The sequence below is a fragment of the Sulfobacillus thermosulfidooxidans DSM 9293 genome (assembly GCF_900176145.1).
Lineage (GTDB): Bacteria > Bacillota > Sulfobacillia > Sulfobacillales > Sulfobacillaceae > Sulfobacillus > Sulfobacillus thermosulfidooxidans.
This window is the reverse complement of sequence record NZ_FWWY01000001.1, coordinates 1,872,762-1,895,306: the sequence shown is the minus strand read 5'-3', so window position 1 is coordinate 1,895,306 and position 22,545 is coordinate 1,872,762. Positions and strand designations below refer to the sequence as shown.

Genomic DNA, 22,545 nt, shown 5'->3' with positions numbered 1-22,545 from the left:
TTTCAAATGGAAATACTGAAATCTAAGAAAGTGCCTTCTCACTTGAATTCTGTCAAAGATTTTTCCATTTTGTTACATCACGAAAGGGATTTTGCAGTCATTTGTCGTATGTTTGTTAATAGATCAATTTATTGTCGTGATGAGGAGGTTTCATTAACGTCTCAGACACCCATTGTTAATCCAAATACCACAAAGAAAATATGGGCATTCACCCTCATTGTTTTGATAGTCTATTGGATATTAGCACTCATTCGTCTTTTTACTCAACGCGCCACGACATGGGATTTTGGTTATTACGCACAAATATTATGGTTAATTAATCATGGACATTGGATAGCAAAATCGACCCTTAATGGACATCCTGCTCTAACAGATGCCGGGTCTTGGATCTTATATCCATTGGGCTGGGCCTATTCTGGGCTTGGTTCTTCAGGCATATTATTGATTCAAGCAGCCTCATTGGCGTCAGGTATTCCTTTTCTGGCATGGTGGATGAGAAAATATTCCCTATCTCCCATGATATTTTGGGGTATTTTGTTTCTTTATGCGGTATATCCCGCCATTTTAGGTCCCGCATTATTTGATTGGCATCCTGATACGTTAGCTATTCCTGCCTTTTTCTATGCGGCTTGGGCTATCGAAACCCATCATACTCGCCAATTTTGGCTCGCCTGTTCCTTGATGATCTTGACCAAAGTCACCGCGACACTGGTTGTGATAGGACTAGCAGTTCCGTGGCTATTACGGCGACAATGGACCATGGCTATCAGCACTTTTGCAATAGGCGTGATTTTGGCCTATTTTGAAGTCAACATTCTGTTCCCCGCGGTGGCAGGGCATCAAATGGCCCAATGGACACAATATTATGGATGGTTGGGTCCTACACCGTTATCCGGTCTAGAAAATATCCTCAGCAAACCATGGATTATTATGAAAGCCCTCGGTAACAGCCGTGCCATCTATTTTGTCCTATTGGCTGCTCCTTTAGCGTTTATTCCCACACTTTGGGGCTTAGTCGAAGGCGGATGGGCCTGGCCTGCATGGATCATTTTTCTTTTTAATAGTCTATCTGCATTTCGAGGTCAAATTAACCCATTTAATCAATATTCTTTACCCATTGCGCCATTTTGGTTTATCAGCCTGATACTTTTTTGGGCACATCTACCTGCTCGCCCCATGACGCGACTCCTTCCATGGGGATTGGTCGTGCTCAGTTTCGTCTTTTGGATTCAGGCGGAAGAACCACTCGTGTGGTATGCACAAAACCCTACGAAATCTCTCACATTGTGTTTAAAGAAAATTCCTCCCCATGTACCCGTCTATGGGCAAAACAGTACATTAACAAGGGTTTCAGCGCGACCTATTGTCCGCTTTTTACCTTTGCCGCGCCATTCTCGGATTGTTCCTGATACGGTTGTTATCTTAAATCAACAAGTTAATCCCCTGAATCGTTTGACGCCGCGATCGCTAGTTTCCACAACTTTGAAACGTCTCACTACACATCCTAAGTACTGGAGATTGATCGCTCATCATGGCCCCATATGGGTCTTCCAATTTAAAGCATAATGCGAGAAAAACCATATTCCGGATTTAGACGAAGTGCCCTGGGCGAGGTGTTAAACTTCCTAATAATGCGGGCATCTTAGCTCCTGTGACTTGTGGTATATTTGTCGGTCTTCCTTCAAGAAATTGCCACGCGAAGTACGCAAAAGCCATGGCTTCTGTAGCATCCCCTGGAATCTTAAAGGCATCTGTATGCTGCCACTTTACCCCACCTAGTCTCTTAGATAATTCGGCCATTAATGTCTCGTTATGGACCCCACCGCCCGAAACGATGAGGTCATAAGGCCAAGAGACCTGTTCCTTAATAGCTTGAGCAATGCTTTCTGCGATAAATGCACACACAGTTCGTAGACTATCTTCCTGACTTAAATCATGTGCCTTCATATCCCCCATGAGTTGTGAACAATAATCCCGTCCAAATTGTTCTCTTCCCGCACTTTTGGGAGCTTTTTGTTTTAGATAGGGGTGGTTCATCCACTGCTTGACTAACGTGAGATCTGCCTGACCTAAGGCCGCATAATGTCCCTTGTCATCAAATTGATATGTTCCCTGAGAAACCAATACCATGATGCCATCGAGTAGCATGTTACCCGGACCCGTATCAAACCCCATGACATCTTGTATCTCGGCATTTGGGGGAATGACGGTGATATTGGCGATTCCGCCAATATTCAGAAGGACGCGGGAGCGTGCCGGGGAGCGAAACATGGCATAATCAAAGTAAGGAACCAAAGGTGCTCCCTGACCGCCTGCCGCTACATCGGAAGAGCGGAAATTCGAAATCACGGGGATATCAGTTAACGCCGCTAAAAGGGCAGGGTCGCCGATTTGAAGCGTAAACCCCATTTCAGGATAATGCGCAATGGTCTGCCCATGAAATCCCACAGCGCGAATATCCTGTGCCTCAAGCCCATAAGCCTCAAGAAGCCTCTGAACACTCTGGGCACATTCCCGTGCTAACCAGGTATGCACTTGTCCCAACTGCTTGAGGGACACAGTAGATTGAAACAGCGAAAAGATGTCTTGGCGTTGCACCTCAGTAAAGGGATGATAATCAAAGCCCACGAGTTGACATGTGGGCCAAAGGGTACCATTTTCTTCAATGCTCACAAGAGCTGCATCAATTCCATCTGCTGAAGTTCCAGTCATGAGTCCAATAGCCCAACTTGTTGCCACATATATTCCCCCCCATTTGATACACCGTCATGAATTTGACTTCGTCCGCCACCTTTAAATCCGTTCTCTTGATTCATGCTAGCAAAATGCCACAGAAATTTCGATTTTGGCCATTGCATGGAAAAATTCCCTAAAGCTCACACTAACACAAGGAGGTGAAAATAAGTCGGTGGATGAATTGTTTAATGCCGAAGCCCTGAAAGACGTCATCAAATTGGCAAAGCCGCTTCTACAAGAACTGGAGGGCTGGATCAAGTTATTATCCGAGCCACCTTATTCGCTGCTCCAATATTCGCCCGATTTGTCTGCCGTCTATGATCGTCTCAAATCGGGATTCGGTTCTAGTCCGGATGTGTTATTACGCTGGATCATTGTCCCATCTTGTGCTCCCCACAAAGTGCTAGTAGCCAGCATTGACGGCCTATCGGATACGCAAATGGTCGATCAAGATATTATTGCTCCCTTGTTAAAGACAACAACGTCCCCGGCTTCGTGGGGCGAAAACACCATTACACCGGGCCATATTCATTCTGAAAGCCAGTGGGATAAGATTATCGAAGCCTTAGCTGCTGGCAATACCCTCATTTTTGCGCCAGGCTTTGATAAGGTCTGGGTCGTGGATACCGTGAAATATCGCCAACGCAGTATCAGCCGACCCCAGACTGAACTTAGCGTACGAGGGCCGGAAGAAGCCTTTAACGAAGTCATTTTAACTCAGATGAACCAATTACGGCAGCGCATCTTAGATCCCCAATTACGCTTTCACAAGCTGACGGTTGGAACTCGCCAACATACGACCGTCGTGTTGGCTTATATAGAAGGCTTGGCCAATCCGTCTCTTATCCAAACCTGCCTGAACCGTTTGGAACATGTCAAAATTAGTGGACATGCCAATTCCACGTTAATTGCGGGCCTTATTCGGGATCACCCACGTTCTATTTTTCCCACCATTCGTGCCACAGAACGGGTCGATATTGCCTGTTGGAGGCTCCTTGAGGGTAAAGTCGTAATTTTGGTTGATGGCGATCCCTTTGTCCTCATTGCCCCAGCGCCTTTAGGCGATTTCTACCGCACAGCTATGGACTATTCAGGAGCATGGTATGACACCTCGTTTGTGCGGATGATCCGGTTATTAGGATGGATTTTAGGTATTTATTTTCCGGCTTTATATATTGCGCTCACCGAAGTCAATCCCAATTTAATTCCTTCTACCTTACTTGTCATTACCTTGGGGGATCATGCCGCCTTGCCTTTCTCGCCATTTGTCGAAGCCATCTTAATGGTTGTGATTGTCGAGGTCTTACGTGAAGCCGCACTACGTCTTCCTAAACCCATGAGCACCACGATTGGCACAGTGGGAGCTATTGTCGTCGGAACCGCCGTGGTGAAAGCCGGGTTCGTCAGTCCCCAAATCATTGTGGTCATCACCTTAACCGCATTAAGTTTTTACTCGGTGCCGGTTTATGAATTAACGGGAACATGGCGACTTGTCAACGTGGTTATGCTCTTAGTATCTGCTGTCATGGGCATTTTGGGAATTCTCTTGGTCACCTTACTCTTAATTGGCACGTTAAGCGCAATGACTTCCTTTGGTACCCCCTATTTTGAACCGGCTACGCCCTTTCGGCGTACAGATTGGAAAGACTACCTTATCCGACTTCCATGGACTGTACTGCGAACTCGCCTGTCAGCAGCTCGTCCGCTTGCCATTGTGACCAGTCAACATGAAAAAGTTCCTGAACCGGTACATTTGAAGCGGGGGCGAGCTAACGCGGGTGAATAAGCGTATTGTTAGCAAAGTCCTGGTTGTGGGCTTGTTAGCTCTTTCGTTGACTGGTTGCTGGGATTCCAAAGCCCTCGAACATCGGGGTATTGTCTTAGCTGTTGGAGTCGATAAGACCAAAAGCCCGGGGGAGTACAAATGGATCTTCGTTTTTCCTAACGTCACCCTATCCCCAAGCTCACTGAGCAACATCAAACCCAATCAGGAGTATTATGCTGTCAGTGTGCATGCCACCACCTTCCCCCAAGCATTGATGCGAGCCCAAGAAAAATCCAGTCGCGCGTTATATTTAGGACAGTTACAGACTCTGGTCTGGTCCTGCCATCTTTCCTGGCAACAACTGTGGCCGGTAATCAATGCCATCAATGCGGAGGGCACCGTTCCTAAAACCTATTGGACGATGGCTGCTGAAGCGCCTCTCGAGCCCATTGTGGAATACGTTTCTCCCCAGGTGGTGCCTCCGCGCACTTTTTTATCGGCCTATTTCGAATGCAAAAATTGTCAACCAATTCGCCTTCGCCAAAGCGGCTGGCAATTTTGGTCTCATGGCGTAAGTGCTGGCATCAGTCCCTTTACACCATTGGTTTCCCTCACTGGAAAAGATTTTCGGATTCGCCATATCGTTGCGTATCCATCGGGTGGCCATCCAGTTATCTTCAGCCACCAAGAGACGGAAGGATTTGGGTATTTAACCGGGCGCGTGCAAAAAACGTCATTATCCTTTGCGTGGAATCAGGATCTAGTCAATGTCACCACCATGCATGAGCACCGCGCATTAAGTATTCACCAAATTGGACATACTTTGGACGTCAAAGAAAATATTCGCTTATCTGGGTATATCGACGAAGTGGCAGGTCATCAAATTATGCAGTTGTCTAGTCAACAGGCGGTGATTACTCAAGCAGAGCATGAGATCCTTCAGGCCTGTCTCGATGCTATTCACCGGGCCAATGCTACTAAGGTCGACCCATTTGGCTATGCCGAGCAGATTTTCTGGTTTGGCACACATTCTTCAGCCTTTATGCCGATTCATGCACAAATTACAGTGACGATTTCTGTCAAAGGAGAAGGGATCTTACGGTAAGAATATCGATTGAGCCAATTGGCGCGGCAGAATATGTTCTGTACATTGCCATGTCCATTGTCACGGGCGCCATCTTCATTTGGCCGCAAGCCATTTTGTTGTTGGCAGGCGATGATACCCCTTGGGCTATATTAGCCAGCATCGCCATGGCTGTCGTGATGAGCTCCTTGGCTCTTATCTGGATGAACATCACGCCCTCTGGAATTCTGGCGGACCGCATGCGACATACCTGGCATGGCTTTGCCTGGCCTATTTTGTTCATTCATATCACCTTATGTTTGATTCTTGATGCCACCATGCTGGCATTATTTGCTCAAATGTTATCGGCAGTCTTTTATCCGCTCACGCCCCTATGGGCCATGAAATTAATGATTGCGGCCGAATCCGCATGGTTTGCGAGTCGCTCTTTTCATGTCCTCGCCCGTAATATCCAGTTTTGGTTTCCCATACTCATGCTTCTCCTTTTTCTACTAATTACGATTGAATGGACAAATGTCCACTGCTGGTGGGCCCTTAGACCTTCGACCCATATTGTCGTACATCCTCTGCTGCAAGCGATTTTAAGCACCTGGTTTTTATGGAAACAAAATGAAGTCTCCGTGACCGTTGCTCACTTCGTTCGCTCTCCCACCCAAATGCTCATTCGCAAACTCACCTTAGGGGCGATTCTCTTTCAAGGGATTGTTATTTCTTTGATTTATGTGATTACTGTAGGATCGATAGGCCCTTATGCCGTGCTCCGTTTACGCTGGCCACTGGTCTATGTTCTAAGCAATCAATCGAGTCACACATTTTATTTAAGCCGGCCGGGATTAATCATTTTATTGATATGGACTGGGGCCATCGTCTTTTATTTGGCAGCCCATTTATTTTGTATGGGCGTTAATTTGTCAAAACTATTTACAAAATCCTATAATCTTACTCCGATAGCGGTATGGGTTTTTACCATTTTGGAAATCGTAATTACCTTTTTTATTCCCACTCCGACCACGGCCACCCACTTACTATTAGATTTTTTCAATCCCGTCGACTTAAGCGTTAGTGTAATTGTCCTGGTCACTTCGATTCTCATTCGGTTAATTGCTAACGCTCTACACGCCAAACAGCATCCAGCCTAAATGGCTCGCCAAAGACATTATAGCTCGTTTTCCGCACCTAAAAACTGGTAAATATCCATTAAATACACAGAATATTCTCGCAAAGGATTTTGGCAGCGGATGGCGAATAGAGTCTGTATGAACTTTCTCATTCCCAACAGTCGGGTCGTCGGTGCGGCCCCGCTGTTTCGCCAGGTGGCCGATGACATCGGCCTCGTCGATATGGTCAATCGTTCCGTGCGGTGGGATGCCCGCCAATGCCACGTGTCGCCCGGGGAGCGGCTGTTGGTGATGGTCCTGGATCTGCTGCTCGGCAAATCCCCTCTGTATCGGATGGCCGAACGCTGGACCACCACGGATGTGGCGGTCCTGATCGGAGCCGATCGCTTGGCGGCCGACCTGTCGGATGACAGCTTGGGGCGGGCCTTGGATAAATTGGCCCGCGCGCAACCCGCCCGCATTTTTAGTGCCGTCGCCGCCCAAGCGTATATGCGCGAAGGGGTGACGTTGCACAGTGGACATTTTGACACCACCTCCCGGTCCTTGACAGGGACCTTCGATCATGGGGGATCGGCGCCCGTCCAGCCCGCCTTCGGGCATTCCAAGGATGCGCGCCCGGACCTTAAGCAAATTGTCCTCACGCTATTCGTCAATCGCGAGGGGGTCCCCCTCGCGGGAACCGTCGAGTCCGGGAATCGCTCCGACAAAACACTCAATGCGGAGATGGTCGACCGCGTAGTAGCGGCCATGGAGCCCGAGCAATTGGCGCAACTCATTTATGTCGCCGATTCCGCCTTAGTGACCGGGCCCAACTTAGCCCGGCTGGATCATCAAGGGGTCGCCTTTGTGTCCCGGTGCCCCGACACCTTCGGGATCGTGTCGACCCTGAAGCAGGCGGCTTGGGCCACCGATCAATGGATCGCCATCGGCCCGATTGGCCAACGGCGTCAGGCCGCCCACTATGGCGCGTCAGAGCAGGTGGGCGAGATTGACGGGCGGCATTACCGCTGTGTCGTGTATCGCTCATCCGTCTTAGATCCGCGCCGTGCGAAGACCTTGGATCGCGAGATCCAGCGATCACGGACGGCATTGGAGCAATCCGCCTTTTAAGCCCCTTAAGAAGACGAGACAATCGCGATCTCTCCTGGTAGGATAATTATCAGTTCAGAGGAGAGAGTGTGCACGATGAGTCAAACCTATTCACCGGAATTCAAGCAACAGATTGTTCAAGAAGCTCAAGACACGCAAAATGCGACATTAGTCGCTCGTCGTCATCAGCTGAGTCCATCCATGGTGCGTCGCTGGGTGCGTGAGGCGGTGAAGGCGGCCCACCATCCCCACGATCTCATGAGTCTGGTAGACGAAAATGAACGATTAAAGAAATTACTCGGGGAAAAAGATCTGCAGATTGCCATGCTTCAAGATCTGCTGCAAAAAAAGGGGATCCGTCCGTGACAGAATTGTGTGAACACGTGATGGACTGGCATCACCGCGCTCCCCAGGTGTCCCTTCGCCGATGGTGTGCGACGATTCGCCTTTCACGGGCCACCTTTTATGCGTGGCGTCATCGCCAACGCCATCCTGAACCAGATCGGCCCCATCAGGCGCCGGGTCGACCTCCGCGAGGATACAGCGTCACACAAAATGGCCAGAAAATCGCCGATGGCCAGATTATGGACTGGATTACCGATATTCTGACGACGGAGAACGCGGCCTATGGGTATCATAAAATCACATGGGTCTTGCGACGACGCTATCATCTACAGATTAGTTTCAAAAAGGTGTATCGCCTCCTTCGACAATGGCACTTGTTATGGCCTCAGCGAAAACGCCGCATCCGGCATCCGCGCCGGCTGGCGCGGAACCGCATCATTACGGCTCCCAATCAGCTCTGGCAAACGGACATTACCTATGTGTATATCGCGGGCGAGGATCGGTTTTTGTATCTCCAAGCCATTATCGATGTGTGTGACCGCATGATTATTGCCTACCACATGGGACTCCATTGTCAGGCGACGGATGTTGTGCGAACTCTAAAACACGCGGTACTCCAGCGTCAATCGGAATGGCAAACGCCTCCCGTTCTACGGACGGACAATGGCCCCCAGTTTATCGCCGAGGCCTTCGAAACGGCTTGTGCCGCCTATGGTCTGGAACATGAACGCATTCCGGTGGCCACGCCGAATAAAAACGCCTTTATTGAGTCGTGGCATGCTCAGTTGGAGCGCGAGTGTCTCACTCAAGAATTTGCCACATATGGCGAGGCCTATGCGGCCATAACGCGATGGATTGCCTTTTATAACCAAGATCGGCTGCATGGGAGCTGAGAATTTTGGTCCCCGGCGACGATGCGACAACGAGTCGCTGGAGGGCAAGCGACCTGGATGCCCGTCAAAGTGTAGAAAAGCTAGCGACTTTTGCACTGGGGGACAGGGGCGAGGTGACGCCCTGGCCCCTGTCCCCCAGTCCCAGCCCGTAGGGCTGATATGATGTCCCAATGCGTATCCGCGTGAAAGAGATCGCAAATGTCCAAATTTGGGGGGCGGAATCGCCGCCACGCGCCTCCATCGCCAACGCTTTGCCTGCGCGGCCGACGCAGAAGCGGCGCTGGCCCAATGGCAGACCACTTGGCATCACCCGTGGTTTGCGGTCACCACGACGATCCGGTCGGAGATTCGCCAGACCCGGCCCGGTCGGCCCCGACGCGATCCGGGTCCCGCGGATTCTCACGAAGACTGGTATATCGATGTGACGATCGGTGCCCTGGATGCAGCCCGCCGTCAGCAGGAATGGGAGCGCCGGAGTACATTTGTGTTGATCACCACCGTGCCGGAGACCCGCCTCTCGGCCGCGGAGTTATTGCGCGAGTATAAAGAGCAAACCAGTGTGGAACGGCATTTTCATTTCGTGAAAGACCCCCTCTTTGTGGATGCCCTTTTTTCCAAAAAACCCGAACGCATCGAGGCCCTCGGCTATGTCCTTCTGCTGGCGTGCCTGCTCTATAGTTTACTCGAACGGCGTCTCCGCCGCTCCGAATGTGCGATCCCCTCGCCTTCCCGGGGCGCCTTGCGGCGTCCCACCGGTCACGAAGTGGTTCGGCTCTTGGAATCCGTGCAGGTGGTGACCGATGTCGACGGGCAGCGCCATATCGCGCTCGATCCCCTGTTTCATCCCACCTTGGAGGCGATTTTAGAGGCTCTCGCTATGCCGGCCAGCGTCTTTACCACCCCGCCCTCGCGCATCGTGCCTGACAGTCCAGAAATTCAGTAATTACCAAATTTTAGGTGCGGAATACGAGTTATAGGCCGTTCATCGTTCTCAGATGCCTCAAAAGGAGAATTTATTATGCTAACCACAGTGTTCTTAGCCGTTTTGATTGTTATCATTCTTTTGTTCATTGCCGGAATCGGTCTTTTATGGTGGCTCATCCGCTGGGTGAGCCATGGCGCCGAACAGTTAGCCGGCTCCTCTCCCCGCACTCACCTGACGGAAGTATTTTTTGCTCTACAGGCTTGGTCGTGGCGAGAAATTTTCCTACTCCTGCAACGCGCCCAGAATGGCAAAGCCGCGGAACATCCCATGGGATCATTTGTTTTTCAACCCAGCCTGCTTGATCAACTCGCCTTTGATCCCGCCACATTGGAATTTAAAGAACCCCGTACCCAAGATATTTCCTTGGCAGTGACAATTGGGCCGCGCACTAAAAAACCGTTGAAACTGGAATTACCCGTGCTCATTGCGCCCATGGCTTATGGTATGGCTCTTAGCGCTGACGCCAAACTGGCCCTTGCTCAAATTTCGTCGTTGGCAGGAAGCGCCACTTCATCGGGTGAAGGCCCGTTTCTCCCCGAAGAACGGGCTTATGCCTACCGCTGGGTTCTACAATGGTCGCAAGGGCCATGGAACCATCAAAAGCCCATGATTACTCTCGCCGATATGATCGAAATTCATCTGGGTCAAGGCGCGGAAGCCGCCATTCGCATTTCCAAACATAAGCATTTGCCCCGTCGTCTCAAACGCATTGCCCATAGCCAACATATCGTGATTCGCTCGGGTACCCCACGCCTTCCCCGGGTGTTGAACCATATCAAAGCGCTCAATCCCGATGTCCCGCTCGGAGTCAAACTCCCGGCCACTAACCATATTGAACGGGATTTAGCCATTTTAACCTCGTGGCCGATCGATGTCGTGACCTTAGATGGCCAAGAAGCCGGGAGTTCAGGAAGTCCAGCGGTCATTTCTGACCACTTTGGCATTTCCACCGCCGTTGCCATCAAAAGAGCCAGGACCTGGTTAGATGACCATGATATTCATCACATCTCGCTCATTGCTTCAGGCGGCATCAAAGGTGCAGCCGATATTGCCAAATTACTCGCACTCGGGGCCGACGCTGTGGCCGTGGGTTCGGCCATTCTATTTGCTATGAGCCACATGCAGCTCTCGCCCTTTATGCCCACAACACTAGAAGGAGCCAGTGCCTTAGTTTTTGCAGGTAGTGCCCATCAAAAAAGACCCCCATTTGACGTGGGCGAAGCCGTCGAACATGGCGTGAACTGGTTTAATGCCACCGCCTCAGAACTACGCATCATGTTGGAAGCCATGGGTCTCACCCACATCAACCAGTTACGAACCGTGTCATTGATACCGAAAACCCAAGAGGCAGCCACGTTATTAAATCTGAATTTGCCCTTGGGGCACCCAAACCATAGCTTGGCTGCCCAGTTAGACCGGGTCGTGGCCGAATATCAAGTACTCAACCAACTGCTTTTACGGCAATATCGATTATTAAATGCGCCAAAAGAGATGATGTCCCATGCATAAAGTGGTTGTACTCGGTTCCCGTTTTGGCGGCTCGGCAACCGCCTATTGGTTACACAAACTCTTTGCACGCCATGAGCTCGATGTGACCATTGTTGATCAATGGCCCATGATGACCTACCGCCCTGCCATGGTGATGGCAGCTGCCGGTCATCCCCAAATTGCAGACCAGTGGCATATTAATATGGCCAAGAAATATGAACAGGCGGGCTTTCACTTTATTCGCGATACCATATTCAAAATTGATCCCGCATCGCAGCAAGTCATTTTGACCGGACATCCCCCATTAGCCTATGATACCTTATTTGTAGCCACAGGTTCAGATCCCGGCTGGGCAACCATTGAGGGATTAGGTCCCCAAAGAAGTGGAGTGTGCGAAGACTATCTAGCCCGCAATACGGGATATGCCGTGCACAATCCCATTCATCATATCGTCATCGGTATTGGCTGTTTACACCAAAGTCCTTATGATCCTATTCAACTGCAAGCATCATTAGATGTGCCGGGATTTGAAGTAGGATTTTTACTCGATGCATGGTTGAGCCAGCACAACCGGCGAAAAGGCACCTCGATTACGGTACTCACACCGGCTGGCGTACCAGGGGAGTCCTTAGGATCCATCAGTCAAGAATTTCTTCTCAAAGAATTAAAACGGCGTGATATCCATCTCATCACCCATGCCCAATACGAGCGGGTGACCCGTGAAGCGATTGTGTTGAAGAATCAAGTGACCTTGGAAGCAGACCGGATGATTTGGGTGCCTCCCTATCCCGGCTCTCAACTCCTGCGCCTTAGTGGGCTCGACGACGGCTATGGGTGGATGCCGACCGATGAATATTGTCGTCATGAACGGTGGCCCAATATTTATGCTGTGGGCGATGTTAACCGCTCGGCGCTCCCTAAACTGGGACATATCGCGATGTTACAAGCCAGGACCGCTGTCCATGCCTTCTGGGCAGAACGTAAACATAAAACCAGTCGGCCGTATCATCCGTATATTCTTCATGTGTTATGGTTAGGAAACGGGCGGGGAATTTTTACATTAAGCGATACCCTCTATGGAGGGAAACGGCAATGGGTCAATGTCGGGCGGATGGCTGCGGCCTCAAAATCGGTCTTTAATTGGAGTTACCGCATTTTTGCCGGGTGGATGCCCATTATGCCGTAATTGGGGCATAACAAACGGGCAAAATCGCCTGGACGACTTTAACCCGTTTGTTACGAAAGAACCTTATCCCGTTAAAGTTGAAAATCCTTAGCATGATATTTTTTGTAATAGTCCCGCCATATCAACCGGTGAACCCCCAAATACCTGGGAAGTCGGTTCAATACCGGAATCCACGGGGCAAACATGAGAAATAGGAAGAGAACCAAGCCTGATCCCAAAGCGAGAGCGTCGGCGGCAGATGCATTCGCAATAAAAGGAATCTGATAGATAGCGGTCACAATCGTCATCCACCAGGGCCCCGGATAGGGTGCATCTTCTTCATGAATAATGCCCCATTGATCTCCTTTGAGTTCCAATTTAGCTGCGGCGTCGTGAAGCGGTTTCCCTTGCAAAAACAGCAGCGAATTCTGATTATCAAACTGGTAGTCGGCCGGGCTCCGGTCTAATGCTCCTGTCATTAATCCACTTTGCCCGAGCTGCAAAAGATCTTGCATTAATGCCGCAACCGGACCATAGTCAGCGGGAGGCACAACAATTTTCCCCGCGACATATTTCGCTTGGGGAAGAACGCGATTGTAGGCAGCTTCCCACTGTGCTTGTTGACTGGGGCTGGCGGCTAAAAACTGCTGAAGAGGTGGGTTAAAACGAGGGTTAATGGTTGCCGCATATTGTAACGGTTTGAGGATAAAATCTTCACGGGGATAGACCGGATGCAAAATGCCGACCCACTTCTGAACAAAATCCTGGACATATCCGGTTCCGTTATTATATGGTGGCCCATAATTGGCAATTTCCCCATGACCATCTAAATCCCCCATCGCCACTCTCACGAAGCCTAAAGGATGTTGCCTGGCATACTGGTTAATTTTAATAGCAGGGCGTACCGGTTCATGAAAAATCGCCGATAACAAGATCGTCAAAATCGCTATGACAACTGTGGTGCTCAGTAGGTGTTTGGCAAAATCGGCAGGAATATATTTATAGCGGTGGGTCACATCAATGTCCGGATGGTACATGAGGCACCTCCTTTGGCGTTGGGGCTTTTATCGCACCATCCGCAATCAATTCTTCATGGGTTGGATAGGGGGGAACGACACCTTTAATGCGGACCATGGCAATATGCACCGCGATAATGTAGCCCAACACAAACGGGAACACAATCACATGTAACCCATACATCTGTCCGGCATTTAATGTATTGAACCAGGCCAATCCTAACGCATTTAAACCGTCTTTGGCCTGAACTGCATTCCATTGTGAATAAAAGTCGCCGCGCATGAGATATCCCGTGAACGCGGTGGGAATGGCAATAAGAAGGGCCAGTGTACCTAATAGCCAGGTTCGCTCCCGTCCTCCCCGCCATGCCCCCGAAAAAAATACCCGCAATAGATGCATGACCATGAAGAAAAAGAAGGCTTGCACAGACCAAAAATGTACACCGCGAACAAAAAACCCCAAATGAGAAATGGTCCACCATTGTGGCCCATTAGCCGCCATCACAATGCCTGAAATCAAGAGCATCACGAAACTCGAAGCCGTCAAGGACCCCAACGTATACATAAAGCCTGTAGCATACTCCGGCAATTCTGTGGGAAGCCAGGTATCAATCGAAAACAATTTCCCCATTTTTTGCCGTAAGATCAATGTAAGATTCACAGACTTCCCTCCTTGCGACCATTTTTTCATTCATTATCATGGCTAATCGAACTTTTTTGGGACAGTACTGCAACATGTCGCCAGAACATACCAAGGGTATAGTTATAACGTATCAAAGATTGTTAGCAAAATGATAATCTTAGCGAAATTTTTTATAACTCGAAAGGCGTGGTTCAAGAGTATTGCCCAGGAAGACTCCCAAATGGCCGATGCTACTTTCTATCATGACGGTTATGATTATTAAAAAAAACATTGTCAAAACCTAAAATCGGGTTAAAGGAGTTTTGTCAGATGATTATCCAGAAAAAAGTATCCCAATTTCCGGCCAGACAACGCCATTGGCATTTACTTGAAGCATTTGACAATCTGGCAGTGGGCGACACGCTCATTTTAGAAGCCAATCACAATCCTGCTCCCTTTATCCACGAATTTCAACAACTTCGGCGAGGGGGAATGGTTCAAATGGATGAAGAAGGGCCTAAACGCTGGATTTTTCGTCTCATAAAATTGCAAGAGGATTCCGAAAGGCCCATGCCACTTCTTTAATCTGGGACCTGACATTATTCGTATTTCAACATTCACGAATCACCATGCAACATTTGTGTGATTAGTAAGTCGATGTTTGTTCGAAAAAATGGCAATATAAAAACGATTTTGATAGACGCGGGAGAAGTGTCATGGATCAATTATCGATGCCTTGGGTTATCGTTCCTCTTTGGGCAACGTCTTTGGTTTACTTGGTATCCGGAGCCTTAATTTCCAGCTATTTAGGTAGCTTCTGGGACCGTATCGCCAAACCCGTAGTTCTCACCATGTTTATGGGCAGTATTTTTTGGGCTGTATTCGCTTTGCTTTTGATGAGTCATAACGGACAAACCGCTCGCATTTGGAGCCGATTTTTCTCCCCGCCGCCTATCTCACCGAAGTTTCTGTGATTCAAGCGCAAGTGGCACTATTACACCTGCGTAAATGGCGTTATGACTCTTTACTCTGGATTATGGGCATAGCTTTTGCTATCTTTCTAAATTTCCCGGGCTGTGCATGGAATCCTATTCTCAAACCCATTCCGGACGGGTTTTGGATTGCCATCGTTCATCCGAGTTGGGCGATTATCGCCGTCAAAGTTTTGATTTATGGTGGAGGTGCCACAGCCATTGTTGGTTTGAGTATCTATTCACTCTGGAAACGGTCGAGGAAACAAAGCGTCATCTACATGTTAGCCGGATTGTTGACCACGGCACTTTTCGTTCATGATATTTGGTGGATTCAGCATCACCGAACCTATTATCCGACGATTTGGATTGGCGGATTATTTCTCTGGGCCATTTTGTGGTTTGAATTGCGTCAACAAGTCAAACGCACCCACCAACAACTGACAGTGGATGAATTAACCGGAGCAATGACCCGCAGCTTTGGACATCTTTATGCAACGTCTCTATTACAATCCACCTCCTTAGGGCTAGTTTTTTGCGACCTCGACCAATTCAAACTGGTCAATGACCAGTTTGGACATGCAGCAGGTGATAACATTTTGCGCCAAACCGTTGACCGCTTAAAAAGTGTTTGTCGACCAGAGGATCAAATTATTCGGCTCGGGGGTGATGAGTTTGTGATGATTTTTCCCAGCACCGATCTGAACGATGGTCCCCAAATCCTCCCGCGTATCCAAGAGGCTATTGAAACGCACCCATTTACCATCTCTCCAGGACATGTGGTAAATCTCGGGATTAGTTTAGGTTGGAGTTGGGAACCCATGGGTGGTCATTTTAATGAAGCGGTGATGCGTTCAGACCATGCCATGTACCAGCAAAAAGAGTTGCACCATCAATGTTCAACAACACCGTCCTAGATCCGGACTTGCTCGGCGGGAAATTTGTTTCTTAATCCCCAAAGAGCGATGAAATCTCATTAACCCTGTTTTCTTATCAAAAGCTCAAAGCAAATGACACAACACCTTGGTTCTCACCTTGGTTCTCAATGATGAAACGGTTTATGTTGGCGTAAAGCCTGGGGAAAGGGATGATCTAACCCCTGTAAATACGCCACCGCCCGGTTTAAGTCATCCAAAAAGAGCTGTGCCATATCCATAGAAAAACTGTTGCGAACAACAATGCGCATTATGGTAACGTCTTGCATAGTTGGTGGTAACGGATAGGCTGGTACTTGCCATCCCCGTTCCCGCAATACAAAAGATAAATCCTCTAAAGACCATAAAGGATTCTCTTCCGGTCTTTTTCGCCAGGCAAATACCGGCAAATCCGATCCGTCAGTTACCAGCTCAAACGGCTCCATAGCCCCAATTTCCTGTGCCAAAAAATGAGCAACATTTTGACACGTCTTTTGGACCGTGTAATAGCCCTGACGTCCCAACCGAAGAAAATTATAGTATTGAAGGAGAACTTGGGCCCCGGGTCTGGAAAAATTGAGTCCAAACGTTGGCATACTGCCCCCTAAATATGAGACATTGAAGATTAATTCCTCTGGCAATAACGTCTTATCCCGCCATAAAACCCATCCCAGCCCCGGATAGACCAGTCCGTATTTATGGCCTGAGGTATTAATAGAGTGGACCCGCGGCAGTCTAAAATCCCATACCAAATCTGGTTGCAAGAAGGGCGCCACAAAACCGCCCGATGCCGCATCCACATGAATGGGAATGGACAGGCCCGTGCGTTTTTCTAAATCATCTAAAGCCTGTGCGATAGCTTCAACGGGTTCGTAACTGCCGGTATAGGTCACCCCTAAAATGGGGACAACTCCAATAGTATTTTCGTCCACCGCCTTGATCACACCTTCTGGCGTCAAATAAGGATGTTCGGGCGTGATGTTCACATAGCGGGGTTCGACTTCAAAATAATTCGCAAACTTTTCCCAGACGACTTGGACAGCTGAACTAAAGACAATATTGGGATGGTCGGTGGATTTTCCTTGTTGACGCCGGGATAATTGCCACCGTCTTTTTAAAGCCAGGCCTCCTAACATGCAAGCTTCCGATGAACCTGTTGTGGACACCCCAATACTATTGGCGGGATCCGGAGCATTCCATAAGTTTGCCAGGATTTTCAGACACCGTTCCTCAATAGCAGCCGTCTCAGGATATTCATCTTTATCGATGATATTTTTATTGGCCGCTTCGACATACAGTTTCTGAGCTTCTGGCTCCATCCACGTTCCCACAAAAGTCGCCAAGTTTAACCGAGCACTGCCGTCTAAAGTCAATTCATCATGAACAATTTGATAGGCTGTTTCAGGCAATAATCCTTCTTCCGAGAGACGATATCGGGGAACCGATTCTTCTCCGCGGCGGGCAAACAAGGGATTAATCGCCACTTCCTCCGATGCTTTTTTCATATGCCGATCGGGACGCCAACTCAAAACATCCTCCCCTTTCTTGGCCTTTCTCTTAGGTCAACCGCATTCCAATTCTCTTTCCTCTCTTTGTGTTCTGACTATCATTATAGCGTGCGAGCTTTTGCCATATGGTAGCAATAGAGAATAATCTGCAGGATCGAACTTCTTCTTTGCATCATGGGATAACGATCATGAAGATCGTCGCATTTGTGGGAAGCTTTCTTATCTATCCTCAAGAAAAAAAGCAAATACCGGCAGGAAAAATGAAGAGACTTTGTGTTCCCATATGTGCGTCTTGAGGAAGGACAGACAGAACTCTAGCCATATAGGGGAAAAGATCTCCGATCGCAGGCCGTGAATTTTCAATCCAAGGTGAAATGCCCCTATCCAGGATCTGAAAAATATGCCCAACGCGTTGGGGGAAACACTTCTTAGTAATCGTCATAGATCCGTTCAGACTCGCCCCTCGTATCCTTTCATAGTCAATACTCCGTAAAAGAGCAGAATCTTCACCACAATCATTACCAGAAGGTGATTAATGATGGGGCGTTCCCTAATCAAATATGGCATAAGTAGTTTGTGGATTCTTGATGGATTGTTGCAATTAAAGCCCGCAATGTTTACTAAATCGCTCATCACGCAGGTATTTTTACCTAACCTCGTTGACCAACCTCAGTGGCTGCATCCCATTTTGCACTGGGGCATTCACCAATGGGCCCAACATATGCTAATCGCCAATCTTGGTGCTGCTATTATCCAAATCGTTATAGGAATTTTCATTGCGTTGCCCGCACCCACTTGGGAAAAAACGGGGATAGGATTATCCCTCGTATGGAGTCTTATAGTGTGGATTTGGGGGGAGGGGTTGGGTATGACTTTGACCCCCTTGGCGAATGCCGTAAGTGGCAGTCCCGGGTCGGTATTTTTCTATGCCGTCTTTGCCTATTTGTTATGGCGCCCCGCCTCCGATTGGACACAGGGCCACATCCTATCCCGCATTCGCTGGATCCTCATCGGTCTATGGACATCCGCGACCATCTGGCAAATGCGCATGACATTTGACCATGTCCACCAACTGGCTTGGAGTTTGAAGATGAACCAAACCCGTTTGCCTATCCCCTTATTCAATACTGGTATTCAAAACATCATAACCTTCACAAGCCGTTATCCTCATCTGGCCAACAATCTTCTCCTGATGGCATTTACCGTCTTCACCCTCTTCTGGTTGATATTACCCTACTCTCGCATCCTGATAAATCTCTCGGTGCTATGGTGGCTTTTTTGGTGGATTGTCGGCATGGATTTTGGGATTTGGGGAGCCCTGGCTACAGATCCCAATTCGGCGCCCTTGTGGATTCTTTTAATCGTTTCGAGTAGCCTCGCTGCTAGAACTCCGTCGGCTGTCTCCCGTATTACCCTCCCCTGATACGGACGTTCTTTCACCGCACCGCGGGGCTTAGTGCACATTTCATGATAATATGATCAACGTACATTTCCCGGCTTTAATCCTGAAGATTGCTTTATTAAAAAAGTCACACTTTGTTGTATATAATCATTACAGGTGGGTCGTGGCAGTAAGGCCTCCTATCCAGAGCACACGGCCGAAAAAAAACGATTTTAGCCTAACAGCAAACGAAATATTTTCCTAATTAACTGAATTATTGATCAGAGTAATATGTTATCCATTCACATTTCCCTATCAAAGGATGTGGTTAAACGATGAAAGCCGGACGTATCCATGCCTATCATGAACCCATTACCATCGATGATATCGAAGAACCTAAGATTGACTCCGAAACAGATGTCATTGTCAAAATCGGCGGAGCAGGCGTTTGCCGCACCGACCTGCATATTGTCGATGGCATTTGGAAAGATGCATTGGGAAATCCGTCCTTACCCTACACCATTGGTCATGAAAATGCCGGATGGATTGAAGCCGTAGGCTCCGGAGTGAAAGACTTGCACAAGGGTGATCCCGTTATATTGCACCCACTCATGTCTTGTGGCATTTGCCCTGCTTGCCGGGCAGGACAGGATATGCATTGCACCCATAGCCATTTCCCCGGACTGGACGGCACAGATGGCGGCTACGCGGAATATTTGAAAACTTCGGTTCGGGCCGTTATTCCCTTAGCACCCGGAACCGATCCGGTTCCTCTCGCCCCGTTTGCCGATGCAGGCATTACGGCATATCATGCCGTAAAAAAATTGGTTCCATTAACCGTCCCCGGGACCTTCGTTGTGGTCATAGGTATTGGCGGATTAGGTCATTTTGCTGTACAAATTTTACGCGCCCTTACCCCCGCAACGATTATTGCCGTAGACACCCAAAAGCAACGCCTGCAATTTGCTGAAGAAATTGGAGCCCATTACACGGTTTTGGCTGGAGCAGACGGCGGGGTATCCGGAGTCCGATCAGTGGCCAAAGACGGTGTCAATATCGTGTTAGACTTTGTTGGAGAATACCAAACGCCTCAAGCTGCCATCGCCATGCTGGCCAAAGGGGGCACCTATTCTGTGGTAGGTTATGGAGGTTCCGTCAATGTTCCTACCCTAGAATTCGTTAACCGAGAAATTAATATTGTGGGGAATTTGGTGGGGACTTATAACGAGTTGGCGGAACTTATGGAACTGAATCGCCAAGGAAAAGTCAAAATCACGGCCACACAGTTTCCTTTGCAAGATGCTCCCCGTGTTATGCAAATGCTAGACCGCGGCGAAATCATGGGACGCGCGGTGCTCGTTCCTTAAATTGACTTATCGTTCGCTAGCTAACCCATGTCACAGTCAAATCAAAACGGTGGCATGGGTTAGCTGCTATGTGATCGTGATATTAAAATCTTTTTTTCTCTACAAATGATTGCACCGCCATGTGATGCGCTTTTGTGGCCGCGGCTAGGACTTGTAACTGCTGTTCAACTTGTAGTTGCTCAGACAAAGAATGATCGAGACTCTTATGAATGCCTTCTTTGATCAGACTTAAGGTTACTGATGGCAATTGACGCAGGCGCTCGGCCCAAGCCCAGGTCACAGTATCTAATTGCATATTGGGAACTAATTGATTCAGTAATCCCATAGAATACGCCTGCTCCCCCGTAATGATATCGCCTAGAAGAGCTAATTCCATGGCCTTAGCCATGCCAATTAACCTGGGTAAAAAATAGGTCGATCCGGAATCGGGAACGAGGCCAATTTTCACAAATGATTGCGCAAATTGCGCGTTCTCCGATCCTACTCGGATGTCACAGGCCAAAGCTAAAGACATTCCCGCCCCGGCAGCAATGCCCTGAATTTTCGCGATCGTCGGTTTCGGCATGTGATATAACGCCATAATGACAGGATCATAATAACGGGTCAAATGCTCCTGAATATTGACCTCCCCACCACGAGCAGCCAGTTCCTTTAAATCCTGACCCGAGCAAAATCCTCTCCCACTCCCCGATAGAATAACAACGTGAATATTGTCATCACTGCGAGCTTCTTCGAGCACTAAAGCTAATTCCTTGAGCATACTGTCATTGAGGGCATTGAGAAGATGCGGACGATTGAGACGAATTTCCATTATATGGTCTCGAATGTCCACAATGAGATGTTGATAGGGTGATGTCATCGGACTAAATCCTTTCGCTAGGCACAAGATTAATGATTGACAATCGTATCCGGAGGTCATTTTAGGAGGATAGCCCCCATGTTCTTTACGAATCCATTGCTATGATGATAAACAATTAACTTTCAATGACCCCAATAATCGTTCACTGACATCCGCTCAAACGGTGATTGAGAAAAACTCTTCAAACCCAGTTGATGAATCATCATATTTTGCGGTTTACTTCTTATTTTGGGGCATCTCTCTTCAACCAGATTTACTTGTCATTTCCGCCTTTTCGGACCATATGCCCTTCCGGTGATCCGACAAGGGCTGACATATAATTGATTAGTTCAGCTAAATCTTCATCTCCCACGCGGTGACGCACAGCCAGTCTCAGGAGGTCCGCCGTCATACTGGTTAAAGGAATAGCCGTCGCATGCTGGTTGGCTTGTTCTAATGCGAGATTCAAGTCCTTCAACATCAGCTTGATTGTAAACCACGGTTCATCAGGCGGATTCTGACTTAAGGGTACTCGGTATTTCAAGGCGGGAGATGCAATAACCGAATTCAGCATGAAGTGGATGACTTTCTCACGAGGAAGTCCCGCGCTTTCCGCAATCATCATCCCTTCCACAAACCCTTCTATTTGAAGAGCCAGGTTCAAATTCATCCCGAGTTTTAAGGCCAAAGCTTGACCCACTTCACCAACCCACTCAATACGCGCGGCCATATGGTCTAATGCAGGTCTGACTTGTTCCATGACATCTTGGGAGCCTCCGATAAACATGAGCAACGTCCCGGCCCTGGCAGCATCCACACTGCCCGATACGGGAGCTTCCAACCGCACAGCCCCAGTTTGAGCCACCATGTCCGACATTTTTCGGCTTAAGCGAGGGCTAATCGTGCTCGAATCAACCCAAATATGCTGAGGGCCCAAAGCTGACAAAAGGCCATGATCATCATGGCCAGTTCCGGCGATCTGCTCGATTGCCAGATCATCCGTGACGACCGAGAATATCCACTGGCTCTTTTCAGCCAGTTCACGGGGAGATGACGCCACTTGCACGTGTGCAGGATATTGTTTGGCAAACCTTTCTACCTTCGAAAGCGTTCGATTATAAACGACGAGATCGTATCCGGCTTCAACCAAGCGTGTTGCCATAGCTCTTCCCATCATTCCCAGTCCGATCATGCCATACATCATAAAATGGTCCTTTCTGTGTCAACAATCACTGGATAGTTCCTCAATATATTTGCATC

The 22,545-nt window shown here is 48.6% G+C and carries 21 protein-coding genes; 15 read left to right on the top strand and 6 right to left on the bottom strand.

The window, feature by feature from the left end; translation table 11 throughout:
• Window positions 1-108 precede the first annotated feature (108 nt).
• Entirely contained in the window at window positions 109-1,566 is a 1,458-nt protein-coding gene (locus B8987_RS09515) for a DUF2079 domain-containing protein (protein WP_176213211.1), read from the top strand.
• Between the two features lie 24 nt (window positions 1,567-1,590).
• On the opposite strand, the gene B8987_RS09510 is transcribed toward B8987_RS09515, so the two are convergent.
• Complete coding sequence (locus B8987_RS09510; RefSeq protein ID WP_084661345.1) at window positions 1,591-2,739, bottom strand: anhydro-N-acetylmuramic acid kinase; 1,149 nt, start codon at window positions 2,737-2,739, stop codon at window positions 1,591-1,593.
• Between the two features lie 169 nt (window positions 2,740-2,908).
• On the opposite strand from B8987_RS09510, the gene B8987_RS09505 reads away from it, so the two are divergent.
• The 9 genes from B8987_RS09505 (at window position 2,909) to B8987_RS09465 (ending at window position 12,689) form a co-directional block, all read left to right on the top strand.
• Window positions 2,909-4,522: a spore germination protein gene (locus tag B8987_RS09505; protein ID WP_020375889.1), complete on the top strand. Its 1,614-nt coding sequence runs from the start codon at window positions 2,909-2,911 to the stop codon at window positions 4,520-4,522.
• Window positions 4,515-5,606: a Ger(x)C family spore germination protein gene (locus B8987_RS09500; protein ID WP_084661344.1), complete on the top strand. Its 1,092-nt coding sequence runs from the start codon at window positions 4,515-4,517 to the stop codon at window positions 5,604-5,606. The genes B8987_RS09505 and B8987_RS09500 overlap by 8 nt, the downstream gene beginning before the upstream one ends.
• 50 nt (window positions 5,607-5,656) lie before the next feature.
• Window positions 5,657-6,724 carry a GerAB/ArcD/ProY family transporter gene (locus B8987_RS09495; RefSeq protein WP_020375887.1) on the top strand — a complete coding sequence of 356 codons (1,068 nt, stop codon included), beginning with the start codon at window positions 5,657-5,659 and terminating at the stop codon, window positions 6,722-6,724.
• A 99-nt stretch (window positions 6,725-6,823) separates the two neighbouring features.
• On the top strand, window positions 6,824-7,813 hold the full coding sequence (locus B8987_RS09490) for an IS1634 family transposase (RefSeq protein ID WP_139793515.1): 990 nt from the start codon (window positions 6,824-6,826) through the stop codon (window positions 7,811-7,813).
• 75 nt (window positions 7,814-7,888) lie between these two features.
• Window positions 7,889-8,158: a transposase gene (locus B8987_RS09485; RefSeq protein ID WP_076006230.1), complete on the top strand. Its 270-nt coding sequence runs from the start codon at window positions 7,889-7,891 to the stop codon at window positions 8,156-8,158.
• Window positions 8,155-9,030: an IS3 family transposase gene (locus tag B8987_RS09480; protein ID WP_084661343.1), complete on the top strand. Its 876-nt coding sequence runs from the start codon at window positions 8,155-8,157 to the stop codon at window positions 9,028-9,030. The genes B8987_RS09485 and B8987_RS09480 overlap by 4 nt, the downstream gene beginning before the upstream one ends.
• A gap of 208 nt (window positions 9,031-9,238) precedes the next feature.
• Complete coding sequence (locus B8987_RS09475; RefSeq protein ID WP_084661342.1) at window positions 9,239-9,973, top strand: IS1634 family transposase; 735 nt, start codon at window positions 9,239-9,241, stop codon at window positions 9,971-9,973.
• Between the two features lie 75 nt (window positions 9,974-10,048).
• Window positions 10,049-11,524, top strand: a complete 1,476-nt coding sequence (locus B8987_RS09470; protein ID WP_084661341.1) for an FMN-binding glutamate synthase family protein — start codon at window positions 10,049-10,051, stop codon at window positions 11,522-11,524.
• Window positions 11,517-12,689, top strand: a complete 1,173-nt coding sequence (locus B8987_RS09465; RefSeq protein WP_028963303.1) for an NAD(P)/FAD-dependent oxidoreductase — start codon at window positions 11,517-11,519, stop codon at window positions 12,687-12,689. Before B8987_RS09470 ends, B8987_RS09465 begins: the two co-directional genes overlap by 8 nt.
• 71 nt (window positions 12,690-12,760) lie before the next feature.
• Here the strand turns inward: B8987_RS09465 and B8987_RS09460 are convergent, their stop codons facing one another.
• Complete coding sequence (locus tag B8987_RS09460; RefSeq protein WP_020375884.1) at window positions 12,761-13,705, bottom strand: hypothetical protein; 945 nt, start codon at window positions 13,703-13,705, stop codon at window positions 12,761-12,763.
• Entirely contained in the window at window positions 13,686-14,345 is a 660-nt protein-coding gene (locus tag B8987_RS09455; protein WP_020375883.1) for a cytochrome b N-terminal domain-containing protein, read from the bottom strand. Before B8987_RS09455 ends, B8987_RS09460 begins: the two co-directional genes overlap by 20 nt.
• A gap of 291 nt (window positions 14,346-14,636) precedes the next feature.
• On the opposite strand from B8987_RS09455, the gene B8987_RS09450 reads away from it, so the two are divergent.
• From B8987_RS09450 to B8987_RS09440, 3 genes are all read left to right on the top strand, one after another.
• Entirely contained in the window at window positions 14,637-14,891 is a 255-nt protein-coding gene (locus tag B8987_RS09450; RefSeq protein WP_037913740.1) for a DUF2249 domain-containing protein, read from the top strand.
• Window positions 14,892-15,022: 131 nt separating this feature from the next.
• Window positions 15,023-15,280, top strand: coding sequence for a hypothetical protein (locus B8987_RS09445; RefSeq protein WP_084661340.1), 258 nt, complete (start codon window positions 15,023-15,025; stop codon window positions 15,278-15,280).
• The gene (locus B8987_RS09440; protein ID WP_084661339.1) at window positions 15,277-16,194 is read left to right on the top strand and encodes a GGDEF domain-containing protein; all 918 of its coding nucleotides are present in this window, start codon (window positions 15,277-15,279) and stop codon (window positions 16,192-16,194) included. The genes B8987_RS09445 and B8987_RS09440 overlap by 4 nt, the downstream gene beginning before the upstream one ends.
• 125 nt (window positions 16,195-16,319) lie before the next feature.
• Here B8987_RS09440 and gad read toward each other — a convergent pair whose 3' ends face one another.
• Complete coding sequence (gene gad, locus B8987_RS09435) at window positions 16,320-17,720, bottom strand: glutamate decarboxylase (RefSeq protein WP_020375880.1); 1,401 nt, start codon at window positions 17,718-17,720, stop codon at window positions 16,320-16,322.
• Window positions 17,721-18,234: 514 nt separating this feature from the next.
• Here gad and B8987_RS09430 point away from each other — a divergent pair.
• Together B8987_RS09430 and B8987_RS09425 are read left to right on the top strand one after the other, a co-directional pair.
• Window positions 18,235-19,122: a hypothetical protein gene (locus B8987_RS09430; protein ID WP_084661338.1), complete on the top strand. Its 888-nt coding sequence runs from the start codon at window positions 18,235-18,237 to the stop codon at window positions 19,120-19,122.
• A 293-nt stretch (window positions 19,123-19,415) separates the two neighbouring features.
• Window positions 19,416-20,447: an NAD(P)-dependent alcohol dehydrogenase gene (locus B8987_RS09425; RefSeq protein WP_028963306.1), complete on the top strand. Its 1,032-nt coding sequence runs from the start codon at window positions 19,416-19,418 to the stop codon at window positions 20,445-20,447.
• A gap of 82 nt (window positions 20,448-20,529) precedes the next feature.
• On the opposite strand, the gene B8987_RS09420 is transcribed toward B8987_RS09425, so the two are convergent.
• Window positions 20,530-21,306 (bottom strand): enoyl-CoA hydratase/isomerase family protein, encoded by a 777-nt coding sequence (locus tag B8987_RS09420; RefSeq protein WP_139793514.1) that lies wholly within the window; start codon window positions 21,304-21,306, stop codon window positions 20,530-20,532.
• A 253-nt stretch (window positions 21,307-21,559) separates the two neighbouring features.
• The gene (locus tag B8987_RS09415) at window positions 21,560-22,477 is read right to left on the bottom strand and encodes an NAD(P)-dependent oxidoreductase (protein ID WP_278281300.1); all 918 of its coding nucleotides are present in this window, start codon (window positions 22,475-22,477) and stop codon (window positions 21,560-21,562) included.
• Between the last annotated feature and the right edge of the window lie 68 nt (window positions 22,478-22,545).

Coding starts and splice junctions, on each gene's coding strand:
- B8987_RS09515 (WP_176213211.1), top strand. CDS start 109: ATGTTTGTTAATAGATCAATTTATTGTCGTGATGAGGAGGTTTCATTA.
- B8987_RS09495 (WP_020375887.1), top strand. CDS start 5,657: ATGTCCATTGTCACGGGCGCCATCTTCATTTGGCCGCAAGCCATTTTG.
- B8987_RS09490 (WP_139793515.1), top strand. CDS start 6,824: ATGGCGAATAGAGTCTGTATGAACTTTCTCATTCCCAACAGTCGGGTC.
- B8987_RS09485 (WP_076006230.1), top strand. CDS start 7,889: ATGAGTCAAACCTATTCACCGGAATTCAAGCAACAGATTGTTCAAGAA.
- B8987_RS09470 (WP_084661341.1), top strand. CDS start 10,049: ATGCTAACCACAGTGTTCTTAGCCGTTTTGATTGTTATCATTCTTTTG.
- B8987_RS09465 (WP_028963303.1), top strand. CDS start 11,517: ATGCATAAAGTGGTTGTACTCGGTTCCCGTTTTGGCGGCTCGGCAACC.
- B8987_RS09460 (WP_020375884.1), bottom strand. CDS start 13,705: ATGTACCATCCGGACATTGATGTGACCCACCGCTATAAATATATTCCT.
- B8987_RS09450 (WP_037913740.1), top strand. CDS start 14,637: ATGATTATCCAGAAAAAAGTATCCCAATTTCCGGCCAGACAACGCCAT.
- B8987_RS09445 (WP_084661340.1), top strand. CDS start 15,023: ATGGATCAATTATCGATGCCTTGGGTTATCGTTCCTCTTTGGGCAACG.
- B8987_RS09430 (WP_084661338.1), top strand. CDS start 18,235: ATGATGGGGCGTTCCCTAATCAAATATGGCATAAGTAGTTTGTGGATT.
- B8987_RS09425 (WP_028963306.1), top strand. CDS start 19,416: ATGAAAGCCGGACGTATCCATGCCTATCATGAACCCATTACCATCGAT.
- B8987_RS09420 (WP_139793514.1), bottom strand. CDS start 21,306: ATGACATCACCCTATCAACATCTCATTGTGGACATTCGAGACCATATA.
- B8987_RS09415 (WP_278281300.1), bottom strand. CDS start 22,477: ATGATCGGACTGGGAATGATGGGAAGAGCTATGGCAACACGCTTGGTT.